We start from the raw sequence: 17,552 nt of genomic DNA, 5'->3' as shown, positions 1-17,552 counted from the left end.
TCGCCCCATGCAACCATTAGCTGATCCGTTCTGCCTGCTGTCAAGCAGGTAGAACGGATGGCTCGTGAGAGTTCCACAACCTATAGTCATTGGCGCGCGCCGCTATTCAAATCGTAAAGACACCGTCGCCGGCCCGGATGTCATCAGTCCGGGACGATCCGAGCCCGTTGTTGATCAGGCCTGTCGCGGCGCCATTGTTCTTGATGCATCGCTCGAACGAGAAGCTGCCGGACTGCGACGTGCCTTGGATGATAAAAAGCCAATCGATGCTCAGTCCCCCGGTAATTCCCTTGAAGGCGACGTTGGGGTTGTTGCCAGAACGCAGGTCGACGGTGAACCCACAGTCGTTGAAGCCCTCCAAATGGATGCCTTCAAAACTATAAATTCCGCCCGTGCCCGAAAGCACGATTCCAGCGCTCGTGGTGTTCGTGCCCGACGACGGCGCGTTGACAGACCAGGTTCGACAATCAACAAGTGTGGTGCCAACATTGCATTCGAACGCAGGATTTACGCCTTCGCAACTGAAGTTGAGATTGTGGAACTTTACTGTTGACGCGCCGCCGTAGCCTTTCTCGTATTTGATTCCGCCGAACTGTCCCGTGTAAAGAAATACCTCGTCGAGGCCGCCACCATCTTGGTTGTTGTTGCCGTACACCATGTATGTGCCAACGGCGACTGAAATGCCGCGCGTGAAGGCAACGCCGAGGTGGCGCATACCACAACGGAAGTTTGCAAAATGTGCGTTCGGGTTTCCTAGGCAGATGCAATGCGTCGCGGGATACCAGGAATCGTGAATTTTGATCATTGTGCCGCCGACGCCTTCCAGAGTGACGCCGTTCGGAATGATCAGAGACACTAGGTTCGACGGATGCCGGATCATGTAGCTGCCGCGGCCGGCCTTCACGAAGTGACCCTGATAGCCGCCGCCGCCTTCGGCGGTGCCCGTCAAGTTGCAGGCCGCATAAAACAGCGCAGCCTGGAACGCTGCAAAATTATTGGTGGTACCGGTATCCGTACTGATCCAGTTCGCATTGGCGCCAAACTCGTTGACGTGCGGACAGCCCTTGCTCTCCAGGTACTGCCAGCGGCTGGAATCGTGGGTGTTGACGAAGCTGGCGAGCGGCGAGGAGATCGTCGCGATCGTGTAGGAAAAGCCCGTGACCGAGTAGGCGGTCACAAGGTCGGCTGCGACAATGCTTCCAATCGTGATGACGTCGCCGACCTTGTAGGCGTTGCCGGGCTGGGTCGAATGATCGACAGCCGTGATCGTGCCACCGGCGACGGTGATGGTCGCACAAAGCCCCGAGCCCGTCGCCGAGCCGCTCAGAAGGCCAAAATAATAGGTGCCGTCCGGCGCCGCCGTCGTTCCGCCCACGATCGTCCCAGTCAACGGCCACGTATCCGTGAACGGCGTCCCCGCCGCCACGCGCTTGAACAGCGCGCCGCTGTTCTCCGTGAACGAGGAATCATAGGCCAGCGTCCGGATGAAATTGACGCCGGCCGGCACGGTCGCGGCGATCGCCGCGGCGCGGGTGTCGTACTGATGCACCTGGTTGCCGAGCACCGAGGCAGCTGACGCGGCCGCAGCGGCCGAAGCAGCCGCGTCATCCCGCGCAGCGACCGCCGCAGCAAGAATGCCGTCGGCGTCGACATTGGTCGACAGCAGCAGCGTGAAGTGATCGCTGGCGCCGAGCATCACGATCGGGCTGCCGTTCAGCAGCTCGCCGCCGATCAGCGGGTCGCCGAACGCCGACTTGATCGGCAGTGCCGATTGGCCGTTATACGCCAGCGTGGTCGCGCCGGAATTGTTCGCCGTCGGTGTCAGCACGAACAGCTTGCGTCCGGGCATCTGCGGCGTTTCGGGCGCCGTCGCGACAATGGCATTGGCGGTGCCGCCGGTGACGGTGAGCGGCACGATCGCGATCGGCAGGTCGCCGACACGTGTCCATGAGCCGGCGCCGGAGGCGCCGACCTTCTGATACAGGCCATTGTTCGCCGGCGTCGCGTCGTTGTAGACGGCCGCCGAGGTATTGGCACCGTGGTTGAGGTCGGCGGCGAGTTCGGCCAGCGTGCCGTACATCAGCCCGGCGATGCCGGTTTGCAGCATGGTCTCGACCCATGTGCCCCAGATCGAATTTGCCGATTTGCTGACCTTGTTGACGCCGGACGCCGGCACGCCATCGGTGACGTATTTGCGCCAGATCTCTTTCGCGCTCTGCATCAGCATGCGTGTCTCTCGTCTGTCAGGGAGGTTAAAGGGCGAGCGTTAGAGCTCGGCGTCAGCCGCGAAGTGAAACACCACGACGTTGTTGGTGGTGGTGATCGATCCGCCGCTGCCATTGGTGACGTTGAAGCTGCGTTCTCCGACAAGACCTGTCGAACCGGAGCTTGCGGCAAGATCCGTCGGTGTGGCGTCAGAGACCTTGCCGGAGCCGCCCTGGTATCCGTAGACGGTCACGGTCGGGGCCTTCATCTTGCGGACCTGAAACTCGCGCGACCCCATGCTCTGACCGTTCACGATCGTGTTCGAATTGACGCAGATCGCATTGAGACCGGCCGGCACCGACGCAGTGGCCGGCGCCACCGAGAGATTGTAGGATTTTTCGTAATAGCGCTGACAAGCCGCGACCACCGCCGCCATGTCGGGCGAAACGAACCCCGTGCAGAGCGAGCCCTTTTCCAGCTTCACCTTGGCGATATCCAGCGTGACGTTCTGTGCCTGCGTCGAGTCGGTCCAGAAGAACACGGCCAGATTGTTCATCGACCCCGACACCGTGCCGAGCGCCGCAGCAGAGATGTCGGCGAAGGTGTTCGCGGTCAGCGCGATCGAGCCGGTACCGACGACCGTCGTCGTGGTCGAGGTGAAAAAATTCCCGGTCGTGAAGGTGCCCGATGTCCAATCGTTGACGATGTCCTTGGTGATGGTGTCGGCGGTGCCGGTCCATTCCACCACGGCATAGCGCAGCGTGGTCGAGGCTGACATCCGCACCCGTGCGGACAGCGACACTGCCTGGCCACGCAAATCGCGGCACAGCGCCTTTTCGATCCACTGGATACGGCCAAACCGCTGCGCCGACGCATTGGCTTGCAGCGAGCGCATCATGAAGGGCGTGGCGTTCTCGGCGTCCGACACGCTCGACGGCGTGACCGGATTGGACTGCGTCAGTGTCAGCCATCGGTCGAAATCATAGGTCGCATCGGCCGCCGACGTAACGCCACGCTGCGCCAGCTCCCCGGAAGGATTGAACAGATAATTCTTGCCGATGACCGCCCTCGCATCGGCGTAGGTCTTGACGGCCTTCTCGGTCGGGGCCTTCGCGTCGCTGTTGCTGGCGAAAGTGCCGTCCGTCGAGAAGGCAACGCCACTGTCCTGAATCGTGCGCCCGGTCGTGCCGTTGAAGGTCGCGATGTTGCCCGACGTCGACGAACCGGGCCCGGCGACATACGCGCCAACGCCGGAGAATTGCGAGAACGTGACGGAGGTGCTGCCGAGCGTGCCGCCCTGGTCGACCGTGCAGACCCAGCCGGTATCGGCATTGACCGTGCCCTGCTCGACGAACACATAGGCGCCGGGCAGCTCGGTCCACGCGTCGGCGTCGGTCGCACGCGTCCATGAGCCCGACGCAACGACATAGATGCCGTTCTGCGAGGCCGTCGACTGGTTCTTGACCAGGCAGCGATCTGCCACCACCAGCGCGACACCGTCGACGGTCTGCGTGCCCGACAGCGTGATGTTGGCCGTGGTTGCCGCCTTGACGCTCGGCTTGGTATCGAGCCCCTGCGCGACCGTGTCGACGTAGTTCTTGGTCGCCGCGTCCTGCGCGCCGGTCGGGTCCGTGACATTGGTCAGCTTGTGGCTGTTGAGCGAGACGTCGGCGGTCGGCAGCGCCGCTTGGTCGAGGCGCCGGTTGCCGATATAGGTCTTCACCGCCTTCTGCGAGGCAAGCCGCGTGTCGCTGTTGGCGGCCAGCGTGGCGTCGGTGTCGACGGCATTGGCCTCAAACATCGCGGTGGTGATGTTCGAGACCGTGTTGCTGGCGGCGTCGATCGTCTTGTTGGTCAGCGTCTGCGCCAGACCCGCCAGCCAGGCCGCGATGGTCGAGAGCAAGCTGCCGTAATTGTCTGCCTCGGTGACCAGGGCCACCTTCTCGGTGCCGTCCAGCGACGGCTTGTCCGGATCGTCCCAAATCTTGCCGGTCATGCTGCTTGCCTTGTGAAAACGGAGCCGTCCTGGCGGACCAGGAACGAGCCGTCCTGGCGGTACATTTTCGGCAGCGCGATGCTTTCCTCGAGCTGCGAGACATCGACGAGCTTCCAGCCGAACACCACCTGGCCGTCCGCGCGGCGGATGGTGGCGGACTGGATCTCGATCACGGCATCATTGAGCACGCGGATGCGCGGATCCTGCACCCGCACCCAGCGCTTGCCGATGTAGACGAGGCCATAGAGATCGGTCACCAGCGTGCCGCTCGCCTTGGTATTGAGCCGCAGCATGCCGCGGCGGCCGAGCCGTCCTCCCTGTGCCTCCGACTGCACCCAGCTGAGATCGAGCGGCTGATCGTGCTTGCCGTAGATCGCGATGGACTCCTCATCCTCGACCGGGTCGATCGGCGCCGAGACGTATTTCTGCGCAGGGTCGGTGATGGTGATGTCGAGATGGTTGATCAGGCTCTCTTCGGCGACGCCGTTCTCGACCGACCATCCGACGATGTGCCGGTCGGTCAGCGGCGGCTCGGCCGGCTCGCGATAATAGCCGACGGTCAACGCGATGGTGCCGTCGCCACCTTCCGAGAGCCAGCCGTCGCAGGTGGCAAGGAACTTGCCGATGACGTCTTCCGGATTGTTGGTCAGCTGGTACCAGCCATTGCAGGCGTAGCGCGGTTCGCCTGCGATGGTGTCATCGCAGAGCGAGGCTTCGATCAGCAGCTGGTCCAGCACCGGCGCGACCGCGATGTCGTAATCGAGGCCGGGGCCGCCGGTCACCTCCGGATCGCCCGTCAGATAATCGATCAGGCCGATGACGGGGTTGTCGATCGTCCGCGGCCAGGTCGAGGGGTCCTCGCGGTCCTGCTCGGGATCGCGAGGGTCCCATACCAGCGCGCAATCGGCGACGACCGACGGTTCGGGCTTCTGGTGTGGAAAGAACTTCGTGAAATCCGTCGGGTCCGACGGCGCCGAGGCCGCGCACACCAGATAGGCGATGCCGTGACCGTGGAAGGCTGGCGACCACGGGCTGAGCGGGCCGAGGAAGCTGGAGGCCGGCTGCGGCGTGGTCCCTTTCCACAATTCCAGCGTCACGTGCCCACCGCCATAGTAGCCGTCGGCGGTCGGGTTGACCGTCAGCAGCGTTCCGAAATTGTTGAAGTCGATGTTGGCGGTGACGCTGTCGTCGTTGAGATAGACCCCGGCGATGCGCTCGATCTCGCCGTGATGGTACGCGATCACGTCATAGGACGTGTTCGGCGGCGCGCCGCCAGCCTCGAAGAACATATAGGCCCCGGCCATCCGGTTGCGGCCATAGCCGCGCACCCGCGGCGGCACGGCCTGGCGGATCGCCTGCGAGCCGTTTTCCGGCTTGGGCACGTCGGGCGACGGCGCAAGCGCATAGGACAGCCCGATCGAGGCCGCCGTGATCGCAGCCGCCCCGACGATCGAGGCCGCGCTGATGGTCGTGCCGGCGATCTCCAGCGTCACCGCCGCGGCGCCAAAGCCGCTGGCGGCCTCGGTCGCGCCCGCGGCCGAGAGGATCAGAAGTCCGACCGTCTCAGCCATGCGGCAGGCTCCAGGCCGCGACCACCGGGAGGGCGAAGGCCATCACGCCCTGGTCGCTGGTGACGATCGCGCGCAGGCCGCCGGCAAGGCAGATCGCCCCGGTCGGCGCCGAGACCAGGCGGCCGTCACGCCGCCGGCCGATCGGCGCCAGCACCAGCGCGACATCGCCGGGCTGCGGATCGCAGGTCTCCACAAGGCCGGCTGCCGCAAAGCGCGCGCGACAGGATGCCAGCATGCCGCCCTCGCTGCGGATTGCCGTCTTGTAGGCGGCCATGGTCGCGTAGGTGCCGCGGCGGTCCGCCATCACGTCGCAAAGCCCCTGCGCGCACAGCCAGTCGGCCATCAGCGTGCAGCAATCCAGCACGCCATAGCGAAAGCGGCCCGCGGCCGCGCGGTCGAGATAATCGGCAAGGCTCACACCAGCACCGGCCATGGCTTGTTGAATCCGGTCACGTAACGCGGCGTCAGCGAGCAGAAGAGATCGCCGGGGAAACGGGCCTGCTGGTCCTTGTCCGAAAAGTAGCTGCGCGCCGGCCTGCGCCGCCGTGTCAGCTGAGAGCCACAGGACAGCTTGATCCAGCGCACCGGCACGCCGGTCGGCTCGAGCACCGGCTCGCTGCCGGAGGACAGCACGTCGGCGCGGTAATGCGCATACCAATGCGCAGAGCCGAGCGGCTGCAAATCGTCGCCGAACAGCACGAAGCCGAAGGCGGCGCGCTTGTTCTTGATCTGGTCGGTATCGTCGCCCTGCGCGACTTCGGCGATCTGTCCGGACACGCCGCTCAAAACCACCTCGATCCGGCTGGCGGCGCCGTTGATCATGGCGTCGAATTCCGGGATGGGGCCGATCTGACCGAGGCCCTTGTAGATGCCGCCGGCGGTGTCATAGACGTTGGTGCCGACGTCGAGATCGCCGGCGCCGAGCCAGAGCCGCGCCACCGGGTCGACCTCCAGCCGGAACAGGTCGCCGAACCGCGCGACGCCGCTGTCGAGCGCGGCGAGCTCCGCTTCGTTGAAGGTCACGTCACGACGTCCCGCAGATCCTCAACGAAATCGACGCTCGCCGAGTTGAAGGTCCAAGGCTGCTCGGTCAGGTCCATCGACGACGGCGAGACCAGCCGCATCAGGCAGACCGGCCGGTCGAATTCCAGCGGCGTGTCGTCCTCGATCGCCTCGCGCAGCGGCGGGCGGATGGTGATGGTGGCCTCATCGACCGAGATCATCTCGACGGTCCGAATGCGGTAGAGCCGCGGGCCCTTGGTCGGATGCCGGATCGAGAACTCCTCGCCGCCGAGCAGCTCGCCGGCGAGCGCGATCGAGATGTCGAGCGAGGTGGCGCGCAGGTCCGCGGCCGCGGCAACGATGTCGATCACCTGCTGGTAATAGTCCGAGCCGTCATCGAGCAGGCTGTCGTCGTCATGCGGGACGCCGTCACCGAAGCTTGCCGCGAACCCCGGCGGCCAGGGCCGCACCAGCGCGTCATTGCGCGGCACCACCAGCTGCCCCGCCCCGCCGTCGGCGAGCATCTGCACGGCCCGCCAGAGCTGCGTGGACACCTTCTGGCGGTCGCGGCCCCTGTCGATGCCCTTGCGGCCGCCTGAGAGCGAGACGTCCGACATCTTGCAGGTCCAGAAGCCGCCACCGTCCGAGGTCGCATAGGATTGACCGACGGAGGTCTGGCCACCCGACACGGCGTTGCCGGCGAGGTTCCACGCATGGGACTTTTCGCGCAGCAGCGCGCGGGGGAATTCGGGGGCGAAGGTCATCAGTCCAGCCAGTCACGCGGTGCCGGCGTCAGCATCCAGCGCAGGAGACGCGCGAGAGCCCAAGCGGCGACCGCCAAAGCCATCAGTTGAGGATGCGCGAGCGCATAGTCGATCACCGGCCTACCCCAGTCGCGTTGTAGCTCTGCGCCGAGGAGACGATCCGCGTCACCCGGTCCGCCTTCTGGTTGGCGGCGATCACCATGGCGTGCAGCCGGTCGACCGTTCCCGGCGTGACGTCGCCAGCGACATGGAACACGTTCTGGATGGTCGAACCGCCGGTCATCTGGCGAGCGACGTCGTTCGGGATAACCTGAGAGCCGCGCGGCAGGTTGACCAATTCCCTGCCGCTTTCACCGACCCACGCCAGCCCGCCTGGCGCTGAATCCGTGCCGCCGGCGAAGCCCGGAATGAAGCTTTTGAAGATCGAGGCAAACGGCGACAGGCCGCCGGAGGCCGGCGCATTGAAGAACGAGGCAGCAAGCGAGTTGATGCCGGCTTTGCCGATCGTCTTGGCGAGGTTGGATACGACCTGGTCGAGGCTTTTGGCTTCGAAAATCGCGTCCGAGAATGCGGTCGAGAGAGCGCCGCCGAGCTGCGCGCTGGCGCCGTTGATCTCGGTCAGCGATTTTTTGGCCGCGTCATAAGACGCTGTTGCCGAGGCGATTGCCTGCGACGAACTGAGAAATTTCTGCGCGTGATCGGCGGTCAGCGTGATGCCGGCCGCTTCGAGCGCCTGCTGTGCTGACATCGTCTTGCGAAGATCCTCGTATTTGTCGATCCGCTCCTGCGTCACCTCGCCATTGTCGCGCATGATCGCGGTCAGCTCGCGGAACTCGGCGCGCATCTGCGCCTGCGCCACGTTGTTCTGGAACATCGCAGCCGTGTCGGCCTTGATGGTCGCGGTGCGCTTGGTGATGTCGTCAACCGCGATATCGAACTGATCGCGCTTGTCGCTGCCCTTCTTGCGGACCGGCAGCCTGGCTGCATTCGGATCAGGATCATTGGCCGAGGCAGGCCTTGCCGCCGGGAGCGGCACGCCGTCCGGAAACTCGGCCTTGGCCGCCGCGGCCTGCGCTTTCTCCAATTCCATGCGGAAAACCTGCGCCTTGAAGCGCGCTGCTTCGAGCCCCGCGATGATGTCGGGATCGCCGCCAGTCCGGGCCATGCGATCGATGACGCGCGTGAGCTGGTCGACATCCTGCGCCAGACCCAGCGCATCCTTGCGGGCGATGTCGAGCGCGTCCATCGTCGCGTTGAACTTTTCGTTATTGTCGCCGGGCTTGATTCCATTCGCCGCTAATGACTTTTGAAGAAACTCGCCGGCCTGGTCGATCAGGCCGCCGAGATAGACGGCAACATCCCCGGCGACCGACTTGAACTGCTTCCCCCATGCGTCGGTCGACTGCTGCCATGCGCGCTCGAACAGCTCGGCCTTGGCGACCGTGGCCGCGTCAATCACGACGCCGGCGGCGTCGGCGCGAGCCGCGACCGCCTGAAAGCCGCCCGCGGCTTCGGTCAGCGCACGTACCCAACCCTCGGACAGGCCGAGCATCTCGGCTGCCTTGGTTTTTTCCGGCAATGACTGGAAGCGGCCGATCAGATCCTCCGCGACCTTCAGCGCCTGACTGGTGTTGATGACCTGCCCGGTACGGTCCTTGTATTTGACGTTGTTGGCGTCGAGCAGCTTGGTCAGCGAGTTCTCGTTTTCCTTGGCATCGGCCAGCAGCGTTGCGAGACCGCGCAGGTCCTTGGTCGCCTGTTCGCTGGAGACGCCGCCCTGCCCGGCCGCGAACAACGTGCGCTGGAAATCCGCCACGCTCTGACCGACGAATTCGGCGTTCTTGCCGATGCTGGCGACCTCGGAATTGATGCTGGTCATCGCCGCCAGCAAGGCGCCGGCGGCCGCAGTCGCGCCGCCGATCACGGCGCCGAGGCCTGACAGTCCGGCAAAGCCCGGATTGAGCCCGTCGAATGCGGACTCGATGCGCGAGATCGCGTCATCGGCCATGTTGCCCGCCTGATCGAGATCAGATGAGAACTGGTCGAGACGAGCGCCGAGCACGGCGACGAGATCAGTCGACATTCAGGGGCTTCCCTTGCAGGAGCGCGTCAAATTCGGCATCGGTCGGTGGCGGAATGGTTTCCTCGCCGCCGTTGGCCTTGTTGAAACCATCGATGCAGGCGCGGAACTGCCAGAACGACATGCGGTCGACCTGGTCGGGCGCAAAGCCCATCGCCGCGCCGTTGCCGTAGATCACGGCAAAATCGACGGGGCCGCCTTCGTCATCGTCTTTTTTTTTGCGTCGTCAGGCACCGCCGCGGACGGCGGCCCGACCAGTCCGGCGAGCAGGACCGACAGCGCAGGCTTCACGTGCTCGAGCGGCGGCGTGTCATCGAAACTCTGCGTCATCTCGATGTGCGCATCGCGCGGCGTCATACCGCCGCCGATCAGGCCGAGGCGCAGGATATCGCGCAAATCGTCCGGCCAGAGGTTCTTGGCCCTGAGCTGCTCGACCAGGTCCATCGGACCTACCAGCGGCGCCCCGATCGCCAGGCGCCGCCGGTTGACGTTCTCCTGGAGCGCGCGGAACTGCCCCAGCCCGAACTTGAATGCGTGCTGACCGCTTCCCCAGATCAGATCGATCTCGCTCACAGCTTGAGGATCTCGCCGTCACTGTCGATCGTTGCAGAAAAATTGACGCGCTGGCCACGGCTGGCGGTGACATCGAGCTTGGACAGGATCGCATTTCCTTGCCATGTCCGCGTGCCGAGCTTGATCTGTACAGGCAGGGATGCGCCGGATTCGAACCAGTCGTTCCAGACGTCGAAATCTTCGTCCGCTACCACGCCGGCCCCGGTCATCTGTCCCGACAGCGAAACGACGTCGCGCTCGAGCCAGGACGGCGCATCCGGATCATCGCAATCCGGCACGTTGGTGTCGTTGGTTGCAGCCGTACGCGAGAAGCCCTTTGAGTTGAGGCCGCAAGGCGAAGCGTAGACAGTCGGCGAACCGCTGCCGAGCTGGATCAGAAACGTCGAATATTTCAGCGTCTGGGCTTGCGCCATGGCGGCGATCTCCTTTCGAGTTGACTTCTTTACGAACGCCGCAGCGTCAGGGCGCCGCGATAGGCCGCCGTCTGACCGGCAGCACCGCTATTGCTGGCTCTCGCAGCGCGGATCTTGTTGCTCTCTTCGATCGTCTCTTGGAAAGTCTCGCGAGCGCCCTCGCGGAAGGCGTTCTTGTAACCGCGAACGGTCGGATAGAAGAATGGAAGTGCTTCTTCCTTGACCGTCCCGAATTCCTCGGCGAGCGCATAGTCAAATGCGCCTGCATCGGTGCGCTTTGTCGTCAACGGGCCGCCGGCGAGGACCAGGACGGACGGCTTGGTATCGGTGGACACGTCTTTAACGCGCACCGAATCGTGCAGATGCCCAGTGATATTGTGCTGGATCGCTACCTGAATGTTCTCGCGCAGCTCTGCGGCCTGCGCGAGGAACTGGTTGCGAAACTTCTTCGCCACCTGGTTTTTCAGTGACAGCATGTCCGTCTTGAACTGCTTGACACTGGGATTGTTGCCCACAGCGAAGATCCCCTGTCCGAAAGTCGCTGGCGGGCTAGGCTGATGCGCCGATCAGCTTGACGGTGTAGCTGACAGCCGCGCCCGAAGCGTTGGCCACCTTCAAGATGTCGCCGGTGCTTGCGGTGACCGTCCATCCGGTCCGGCTAACGGCGACGAACTTGTCGCCAGGCTTCAGGATGATCGCGTCGGTCGCGTCGGCGAACGGGCCGACGAACGTGTTCGAGCCCGCCGCACCGACCGTCAGGTTTGTGGTCGAGGCTTCCGGGTTCTCGATCTCGATCGCCTTGAGCTTGGCAAAGGTGATAGTGGCGCCGAAGGCGTCGGTCAGGCTGCCGGCGAGATCGAGGTTTTCGCTGGTGTTCGATGCGAGCGTACGGATGTCCATGAACGCAATGTCGGCCTTGCCGTAGCCGGTCCCGCTCGCGATCAGCACGTCGGCAGACTCCGGCATCTTGTCGACGACGTCGCGTCCGTCGAGGCTCTTCTTGTTCACTGCGGAAATCGACGCGCGCACGTTGGTGGAGAGCGAAGTCATGGCTCTTGAGCTCCTGCTGAGGTTGAGACGCGGAAACTAAATCAATCGGTGTTCGCATCCGTGAGGATGCTGAAGGTGAGGATGCCGTGGTTGGTGACGCCGTCGGGGTCGCGCAGATAGTTCGCGCTTTCGAGCAGTATTGACTGTGTGCCGACGCCGTCGGTCTGCAACTCTTCCTCATGCAACGCGCTGATGACGAGCGCGCCAACCGGCTTAGCCTTGTCGGCGCGCTTGTACTGATCCCAGACGTGCACCGTGACGATGGACTCTGCCGCATCGACGCCGTCGGCAGACTCCGGCAAGACCTGGATGTTGCCGATGGTCACCAGCGGATAATCCGGTTTTGCCGGAACGCGATCGAAGATGCGTTTCTCGATCAACGCGAACAGCGCCGGCGTCGCCAACAGCTTTGCCTCGATCGCAGCGCGAAGATCCGCAGCTGGGTCCGTCAGCGCCATCAGCCCGAAATCCTCAGATTGATCCGAACCACCCTATTACCGATTTTTGGTGCATCGACCCACACCACGGTTTGGCGGCGATCAGAACTATCGAGCGCGACCTTGTCGCCCTCGTTCTCGACTGGGACGATGTTGGCCGGATCGCCATCCGGCCATCCGGCTGCGAGCAACGGAGTCGGTGACAGGATGAGAGTAAATCCTGACCGCGCAATGCCGGCGGGAGCGTCGTCTGCCTTGGTGCGGTCGACGCGAGCACGGCATGTGACAGATGCGATGACGTTGTTGTCGTCGTCCTCGCGCGTAAGAACGATGTCTTCCCCCTCCTGCGTCAACAGCATGCGATCGAGCATCGCAATGGCCTGGTCTGCGGTCATGCCACCACCGGCCTTCGAAAGGGCGCAAGCCTGGCAACAATATCGGGCGGCAGCTCGCCGGCCTCGCCGACAGTTCCCACCCAATATTCGACGCGTCCGACCCCGGGCACATCCTCCGACTTCTTCGTCGGATCCCGCCCCTTCGCCGCCCAGAAGCTCGACACCAGCGCAACGCAGGCGCCCTCGATGCCCTTGGGCAAGGTCCGGTTGCTCGCGCCCGGCAGGATGTAGCCCCCGTCATAGGTCACGACGACGCTCTGGCAGAAGATCCAGACATGCGGATAGCCATTGCAGAGCGCGAACAGCTCGCCCGTGTTGGGATCATAGCGATAGGCCGACGGATCAACCGTGACCCCATCGACGATCACGCTCGCGATCGACGCCACCGGCGTCCGGTCCAGGACCAGCTTCTCCGGCGCGTTGTCATATTGCTCATGCCAGAAGGTCTCGACCGCGCTCTCCCGCACCAGGCGAAAGCCGAGCGACGCCTCGATGTCGTCCGAAGCCTCGTCGATCTTCTCCTGGAGAACCGTGTCGTTGCTGGTGTCGCCGGAGGAAATGTCGAGTTCGAGCTTGACGCGCTCCAGGGTCGTCAGTGCCGTATCCGAGGCAGGCGATGCGACTATGACGATCGATCTCATGACGACATTTCAACCTTTTGGCATTGCAACATCACAGCCGCCAAGCAGCGCGACCTAAGCCGCCAGTGCGAACATCGACACGTTGTCGAAGTCCGAGGTGTCGCCAACCAGTGTGTTTGCTGCGCCCTGTGCCTCCAGGATCAGCATGGGGTACTGTGTCGTCTGGGTCGGGATAACGACATGAGCGTTGTACCCGTTCTGGTCGAACGCCACCTTGGCATAGGCCGGCGCGGGCGTGATCAGGCTGCCGTTCGATGCACTGCCGAGCGCAATAGAGCCGGGATTGACGTAGGTCCCGGCATTACCGGGCCCGACCGGCGTGTACGTGTTCTCTGCCGCGAGCAGGTAGGGCGCGCCCACGACCGTCGTGATCGCCTGCAAGCTCCGATCGTCCGTTCCCGTTGCGGATCTCGAATGCCGCATCACGCCCGCCGCGTTCCATGCGACGCTGCCAGAGGTCGTCGTCCAGTTGTTGATGTTCGCCGCAAAGGCGCCATTGGTGATCAGGTTGGCGGCGAACGATGTCGCACCGGCGGCGCCGAGCTCGTAGCTCTGCGACCACGTAAATCCGGACAATGACCCGAATGCACCCCCGGAATTGCCGAAATCGAAATAGAGCTTCGCCCGGTTGAGGACGGTGTCGCGTACCACAGAAGTCCGACGATAACCCGCAAGCGCCGTTCCTCCATGGGAAACGCGGACAGTCAGACCATCCGACGTCTTGCGCAAGCTCACCATATTGGCCTTCTGCATATAGGTGCGGCCATAGGTCGTCGTGCCTGTCGAGATCGGCGTCTTGTACTCCGTGGTGCCGCTGGTCAGGGTGAGCGTGCCCTCATCAAACGAGCCCGTAGCGATGGCCATACCAACGAACGCGGTCGACAGAACCGCGCTGGACGAAATCGTGCCTGGATTGAATACGATTCCGCTCGCATCGATCGTCACAGTGAAGCCGGTCACGGTGACTGTACTGGAACCATCGGTGATCGATACGCTATGCGTCAGGATGACCTGGCTGCCTACGGCGGCGCTCGACGTCGGGTCGAACGCCTGCCCGTCGATCGTAAGGGTCTCGGCGGTCAGGGAGCCTCCTGCACCAACACCGTGATAGGAGCCGGCAAACTTGACGGACGAAGTCGGAAGCACGAAGGCGTAGTCCTGCGCGCCGGTGTCGTTCGAAAACGTCCGCAAGGGCGTTCCTGTCGGCGCCAGCGAGACACTGAGGAATTCGGCACAGCCGGCATAACGCCAGTTTGGCCATGAGCCGCCGAGATCCGTTGCGGTGTTGCCGCCGGAATTCCTGATAAAGTGATAGGCAAAGGCCGTCCCGCGCAGACTGCGGGCCATGACGTAGAAGCTGTTGGTCGTGTCGGCAACAACTCTGACCGCAGCGCTCGCTCCGGCAAGAAGCGTATACAGATCTGTGAAGTTGAGCTGCGCGAAAGATCGCAGGCGATCGACCGCGAGGCCCGCATTGAGATGCTGCTGCGATCCGTTGACGCCGCGCGCTTGCAAAGCAGCATAGATCTCGCTGAAATTTGCCTGCGCGGCGGCGCGAAGCTGATCTGAGGACATTCCCGCGTTAAGATTGCGGGGTTGGAGGCTCAGAGCGTAAACCGAGTTCAACTGCGCATAGAGATCGACGAAGTTATCTTGGGCGACACGGCGAAGTTGCTCCGGAAACAGCCCTGTATTGATATTCTGCTGGGTCATGCGACCAATCTCACCTCAGCACATCGTCCAGTGGCGCGAACCGGAATTCCTTCACCGCGCTGCCCTCGGTCGCGTTGACGACCTCGACGCCGACCGCGCGCGCGGCCTCATCCCAGCCAGCGAAGCCCGGCACAAACTCGCGGCTGTAGATCTCGGCATCGCGCGCTGAGCCCTTGTACTCGTCATGGCAGTGCTCGCGGCCGGCGACGAAACGCATGTCGTAGCCGAGTAGAACCACCCGCGAAGCGCCGAGCGCGATCGCAAGGCTCACCGCCGTGTGCCCGCTGGACCGGCCCTGCTGGATCACATGCGGGCCGCGGCTGAAGCCCGGCAGTGCCTGCGGGTCGCCCTCGCCCTGCACCCGCTTGACCTTGTCCGGCAATTCTCGCTTGGCGGTGCGCGACATCGAGATCACGAGGCCGCACCAGTTCGCCACCAGATCGCGCCGCGCCTCATACCAGCTGGAATCGGTGAAGAAGAGGACGCTGGCCCATGGCGCCAACACGGCGCTGGAGTTGATCGCGATCGTCCTGCGCCCACGGATGCGCGCGCAGATGTCCGCGGTCAGGCTCGGACCCGACGCCAGGCAGAAGATCGTCTCGCCCTTGAACAGGGGTTCGGGCGACCAGTATTCGAGCTCCCGTGAGGTCATTGCTGTCCGACAACCTCATTAAGAAGATCACGCAAGCGCCGCGCTTCCATCAAGGTGATTTCGTTGGTCACCGTGCTAGTTGGGCCAGCCATGAATATCTTCACCGAAGTCGACAACGATCCCCCGCCGGTTACGACCATTCTGATCGCATTCCCGCGCTCATTGACGAAGCAATCTTCAACCTTCATCGCCAATGCTCCGCGATCCACGGCACGTGTGGCAGCTGGTGCGGCTTCTGCTCACCGTGAAAGTAGCAAATCCGGGTATCGGCCAGCCCACGGTCACGGACATGGCCCTTGAAGCTCTGCACCTGCCCGGGAAACAAATCGTCGATGAAGACGTGATCCTGCGCCCTCATCCATTCCATATCGTTTTCGCCGCGGTGGTTGCGCCAGACGTGCTGCTGCCCTTCCGGAATCAGCGCCACGCCGTTGCATGCGCGCGATGGCATGAAGGGATCGCGCGGCAAAGCGATGGTCGAGGCGTTCAAGCAGTAATTGGCCAGATGGTCGATGGGACCCGTGATGATCGTGTCGAGACCGACCAGGATCATCGGCACGCCGAACCGATACGGCTCGATGCAGGACGAATAGTCCGGGGGCTTCGCCTTCATCCGGACCTGCTCGATATGCGCCGGCAGCCGCCGGTCACGATCGGTGAACAACACGAACCGGAACGGTTGCTTCAGGTGCCGGTCGAAGCCGTCGTGGAGCTTGCGCACCCAGGACTCGTCATAGCAGCGCGAGAACGGCAGCGAGGCCTCGTTCGGGTCCCAAAGCAGCGTGGCGACCGTCAGCATTACGCCACCTCCTGCCGCATCAGCACGATGCGCATGCGCTGCGGACTGCGTCGCGGGTTGAAAGGTGTTATCCGGCCGTCGCGCCGGAACAGGTGGTCGTCCGGAATATCGCGATCGACCACCGCGCCGGCGGCGACCATGACCCGCTTGCCGATGATCACGCCCGGCAACACCACGGCGTTCGCCCCGATCGTGGCGCCATCCTTCACCACTACGGTGAAGTCGCCGCGCCGGAACGCCTCTGCGTCGAATCCGGACTTGCTCACACGCGGCCAGCGGTCATTGCAGATCGTGACGTTCGGCCCGACGAAGATGTCGCTGCCGAACCGAAACCCGGGTCCCATCGCAGCGCCCTGCGAAATGATACAGCGGTCGCCGAAGACGGGCCCGTCGAGCGTCGCGCAGGATGCGACGTTGCAGTCGGCGCCGAGAACGGTCCCCCGGATCACGCTGGCGAACTGCCAGACGCGGCTCCGCGGACCGATCTCGGAATCCTCAACCAGCGCAAGCCGGTGGATTTGCGCAGACGGGTCGATCACCGGTCAGCCCTGCGAATTCCCGGAGCCTTCGGACTCCGGCAAAGGGATGTTGCTGATCTGGTTGAGGTTATCGATCGCCTCTTTCGAGGCCTGCGAGACCTGCTTGGCGAAGGCCGAGTAGCGCTTCGCGACGCTCACCTGCTCGGCATAGGCGGCCTCGAGCTCGGACGCCGCGGCATCGGCCTCGGCGTCCGCTTGCTTCATCAAATTGCCGGTCACGTTGGCCAGCCGCTGGAGTCCGCGCATGGTGGCTTGCTCGTCTGGTTTCGAGAGCTCGAAGATCGAGGTGCGGAGATGGCGATCGAGACGATCGCCTTCCGGCGTCACGTAGGGTTGCGGCGAGCCTTTTCGGTCTCGATCGCCTTCATCGCGTCGTCAGGAGTCTTGATCTGGTCATCGCTCAGCGACTGGGCGAGCTTGATGACATCGCCGGCGGACAAATTCGAGATGTCGGCCGGGATCATGATCTTCCCGCGGGCTTCGAGCCTGGCCGCGAGTTGCGCCGCCGCCTTGTCCCTGGCCTCCTGCTCGGTCTTGGCCTTGGCTGTCGCAGCAGAACGCTCCTGCTCTTCCTTCGCGGCCCGTTCCGCCGCCTTGTCGGCGGGCTCGGCCCAGCTGCGCGAGATGAACTTCTTCGCGTAGCTCTCCTCGAGATCGTAGGTCTCGCCCTTCTCGAATTCGCGGCGGCCACCGGGCGGGGTGACGAGCATCTTGACTTTCAT

22 protein-coding genes are annotated in these 17,552 nt (G+C 63.7%); all 22 read right to left on the bottom strand.

The genetic code is table 11. The annotated features are described in order from the left end of the window. Window positions 1-106: 106 nt before the first annotated feature. Window positions 107-2,176 (bottom strand): hypothetical protein, encoded by a 2,070-nt coding sequence (locus PMI42_RS22180; RefSeq protein ID WP_157195807.1) that lies wholly within the window; start codon window positions 2,174-2,176, stop codon window positions 107-109. 90 nt (window positions 2,177-2,266) lie between these two features. Next, the gene (locus tag PMI42_RS37520) at window positions 2,267-4,201 is read right to left on the bottom strand and encodes a hypothetical protein (RefSeq protein ID WP_008138173.1); all 1,935 of its coding nucleotides are present in this window, start codon (window positions 4,199-4,201) and stop codon (window positions 2,267-2,269) included. Beyond that, window positions 4,198-5,772 (bottom strand): phage tail protein, encoded by a 1,575-nt coding sequence (locus PMI42_RS22170; RefSeq protein WP_008138171.1) that lies wholly within the window; start codon window positions 5,770-5,772, stop codon window positions 4,198-4,200. The genes PMI42_RS37520 and PMI42_RS22170 overlap by 4 nt, the downstream gene beginning before the upstream one ends. Continuing rightward, a complete protein-coding gene (locus tag PMI42_RS22165) occupies window positions 5,765-6,205 on the bottom strand; it encodes a DUF6950 family protein (protein WP_008138169.1) in 441 nt (146 codons plus the stop codon). Before PMI42_RS22165 ends, PMI42_RS22170 begins: the two co-directional genes overlap by 8 nt. Continuing rightward, on the bottom strand, window positions 6,187-6,795 hold the full coding sequence (locus tag PMI42_RS22160) for a hypothetical protein (RefSeq protein WP_008138168.1): 609 nt from the start codon (window positions 6,793-6,795) through the stop codon (window positions 6,187-6,189). Before PMI42_RS22160 ends, PMI42_RS22165 begins: the two co-directional genes overlap by 19 nt. After that, window positions 6,792-7,538, bottom strand: a complete 747-nt coding sequence (locus tag PMI42_RS22155; RefSeq protein WP_008138167.1) for a hypothetical protein — start codon at window positions 7,536-7,538, stop codon at window positions 6,792-6,794. The genes PMI42_RS22160 and PMI42_RS22155 overlap by 4 nt, the downstream gene beginning before the upstream one ends. Before the next feature lie 112 nt (window positions 7,539-7,650). After that, entirely contained in the window at window positions 7,651-9,621 is a 1,971-nt protein-coding gene (locus PMI42_RS22150; protein ID WP_008138166.1) for a hypothetical protein, read from the bottom strand. Next, window positions 9,611-9,796 (bottom strand): hypothetical protein, encoded by a 186-nt coding sequence (locus PMI42_RS22145; protein ID WP_008138165.1) that lies wholly within the window; start codon window positions 9,794-9,796, stop codon window positions 9,611-9,613. Before PMI42_RS22145 ends, PMI42_RS22150 begins: the two co-directional genes overlap by 11 nt. Further along, window positions 9,793-10,191, bottom strand: a complete 399-nt coding sequence (locus tag PMI42_RS22140) for a gene transfer agent family protein (protein ID WP_008138163.1) — start codon at window positions 10,189-10,191, stop codon at window positions 9,793-9,795. Before PMI42_RS22140 ends, PMI42_RS22145 begins: the two co-directional genes overlap by 4 nt. Beyond that, window positions 10,188-10,604 (bottom strand): phage tail tube protein, encoded by a 417-nt coding sequence (locus tag PMI42_RS22135; RefSeq protein WP_008138162.1) that lies wholly within the window; start codon window positions 10,602-10,604, stop codon window positions 10,188-10,190. Before PMI42_RS22135 ends, PMI42_RS22140 begins: the two co-directional genes overlap by 4 nt. 29 nt (window positions 10,605-10,633) lie before the next feature. After that, a complete protein-coding gene (locus PMI42_RS22130) occupies window positions 10,634-11,119 on the bottom strand; it encodes an HK97-gp10 family putative phage morphogenesis protein (RefSeq protein WP_008138161.1) in 486 nt (161 codons plus the stop codon). Window positions 11,120-11,153: 34 nt separating this feature from the next. Next, on the bottom strand, window positions 11,154-11,654 hold the full coding sequence (locus PMI42_RS22125) for a hypothetical protein (protein WP_008138160.1): 501 nt from the start codon (window positions 11,652-11,654) through the stop codon (window positions 11,154-11,156). Between the two features lie 41 nt (window positions 11,655-11,695). Then, window positions 11,696-12,112 (bottom strand): DUF3168 domain-containing protein, encoded by a 417-nt coding sequence (locus tag PMI42_RS22120; RefSeq protein ID WP_008138159.1) that lies wholly within the window; start codon window positions 12,110-12,112, stop codon window positions 11,696-11,698. After that, window positions 12,112-12,486: a hypothetical protein gene (locus tag PMI42_RS22115; protein ID WP_008138158.1), complete on the bottom strand. Its 375-nt coding sequence runs from the start codon at window positions 12,484-12,486 to the stop codon at window positions 12,112-12,114. Before PMI42_RS22115 ends, PMI42_RS22120 begins: the two co-directional genes overlap by 1 nt. After that, on the bottom strand, window positions 12,483-13,127 hold the full coding sequence (locus tag PMI42_RS22110) for a head-tail connector protein (RefSeq protein WP_008138156.1): 645 nt from the start codon (window positions 13,125-13,127) through the stop codon (window positions 12,483-12,485). Before PMI42_RS22110 ends, PMI42_RS22115 begins: the two co-directional genes overlap by 4 nt. Window positions 13,128-13,181: 54 nt before the next feature. Beyond that, the gene (locus PMI42_RS37515) at window positions 13,182-14,840 is read right to left on the bottom strand and encodes a hypothetical protein (RefSeq protein WP_008138153.1); all 1,659 of its coding nucleotides are present in this window, start codon (window positions 14,838-14,840) and stop codon (window positions 13,182-13,184) included. A 10-nt stretch (window positions 14,841-14,850) separates the two neighbouring features. Further along, complete coding sequence (locus PMI42_RS22095; RefSeq protein WP_008138151.1) at window positions 14,851-15,492, bottom strand: motility associated factor glycosyltransferase family protein; 642 nt, start codon at window positions 15,490-15,492, stop codon at window positions 14,851-14,853. Further along, entirely contained in the window at window positions 15,489-15,680 is a 192-nt protein-coding gene (locus tag PMI42_RS22090) for a hypothetical protein (protein WP_008138149.1), read from the bottom strand. The genes PMI42_RS22095 and PMI42_RS22090 overlap by 4 nt, the downstream gene beginning before the upstream one ends. Continuing rightward, entirely contained in the window at window positions 15,677-16,291 is a 615-nt protein-coding gene (locus tag PMI42_RS22085) for a hypothetical protein (RefSeq protein ID WP_008138148.1), read from the bottom strand. Before PMI42_RS22085 ends, PMI42_RS22090 begins: the two co-directional genes overlap by 4 nt. Further along, the gene (locus tag PMI42_RS22080; RefSeq protein WP_008138146.1) at window positions 16,291-16,830 is read right to left on the bottom strand and encodes a DapH/DapD/GlmU-related protein; all 540 of its coding nucleotides are present in this window, start codon (window positions 16,828-16,830) and stop codon (window positions 16,291-16,293) included. Before PMI42_RS22080 ends, PMI42_RS22085 begins: the two co-directional genes overlap by 1 nt. Before the next feature lie 3 nt (window positions 16,831-16,833). Continuing rightward, window positions 16,834-17,157: a hypothetical protein gene (locus PMI42_RS22075; RefSeq protein ID WP_008138144.1), complete on the bottom strand. Its 324-nt coding sequence runs from the start codon at window positions 17,155-17,157 to the stop codon at window positions 16,834-16,836. Then, the gene (locus PMI42_RS22070; RefSeq protein ID WP_008138142.1) at window positions 17,154-17,552 is read right to left on the bottom strand and encodes a hypothetical protein; all 399 of its coding nucleotides are present in this window, start codon (window positions 17,550-17,552) and stop codon (window positions 17,154-17,156) included. The genes PMI42_RS22075 and PMI42_RS22070 overlap by 4 nt, the downstream gene beginning before the upstream one ends.

The organism is Bradyrhizobium sp. YR681 (genome assembly GCF_000282615.1).
Lineage (GTDB): Bacteria > Pseudomonadota > Alphaproteobacteria > Rhizobiales > Xanthobacteraceae > Bradyrhizobium.
The sequence above is the reverse complement of the archived record's forward strand: the minus strand, read 5'-3'. Positions and strand labels throughout refer to the sequence as shown.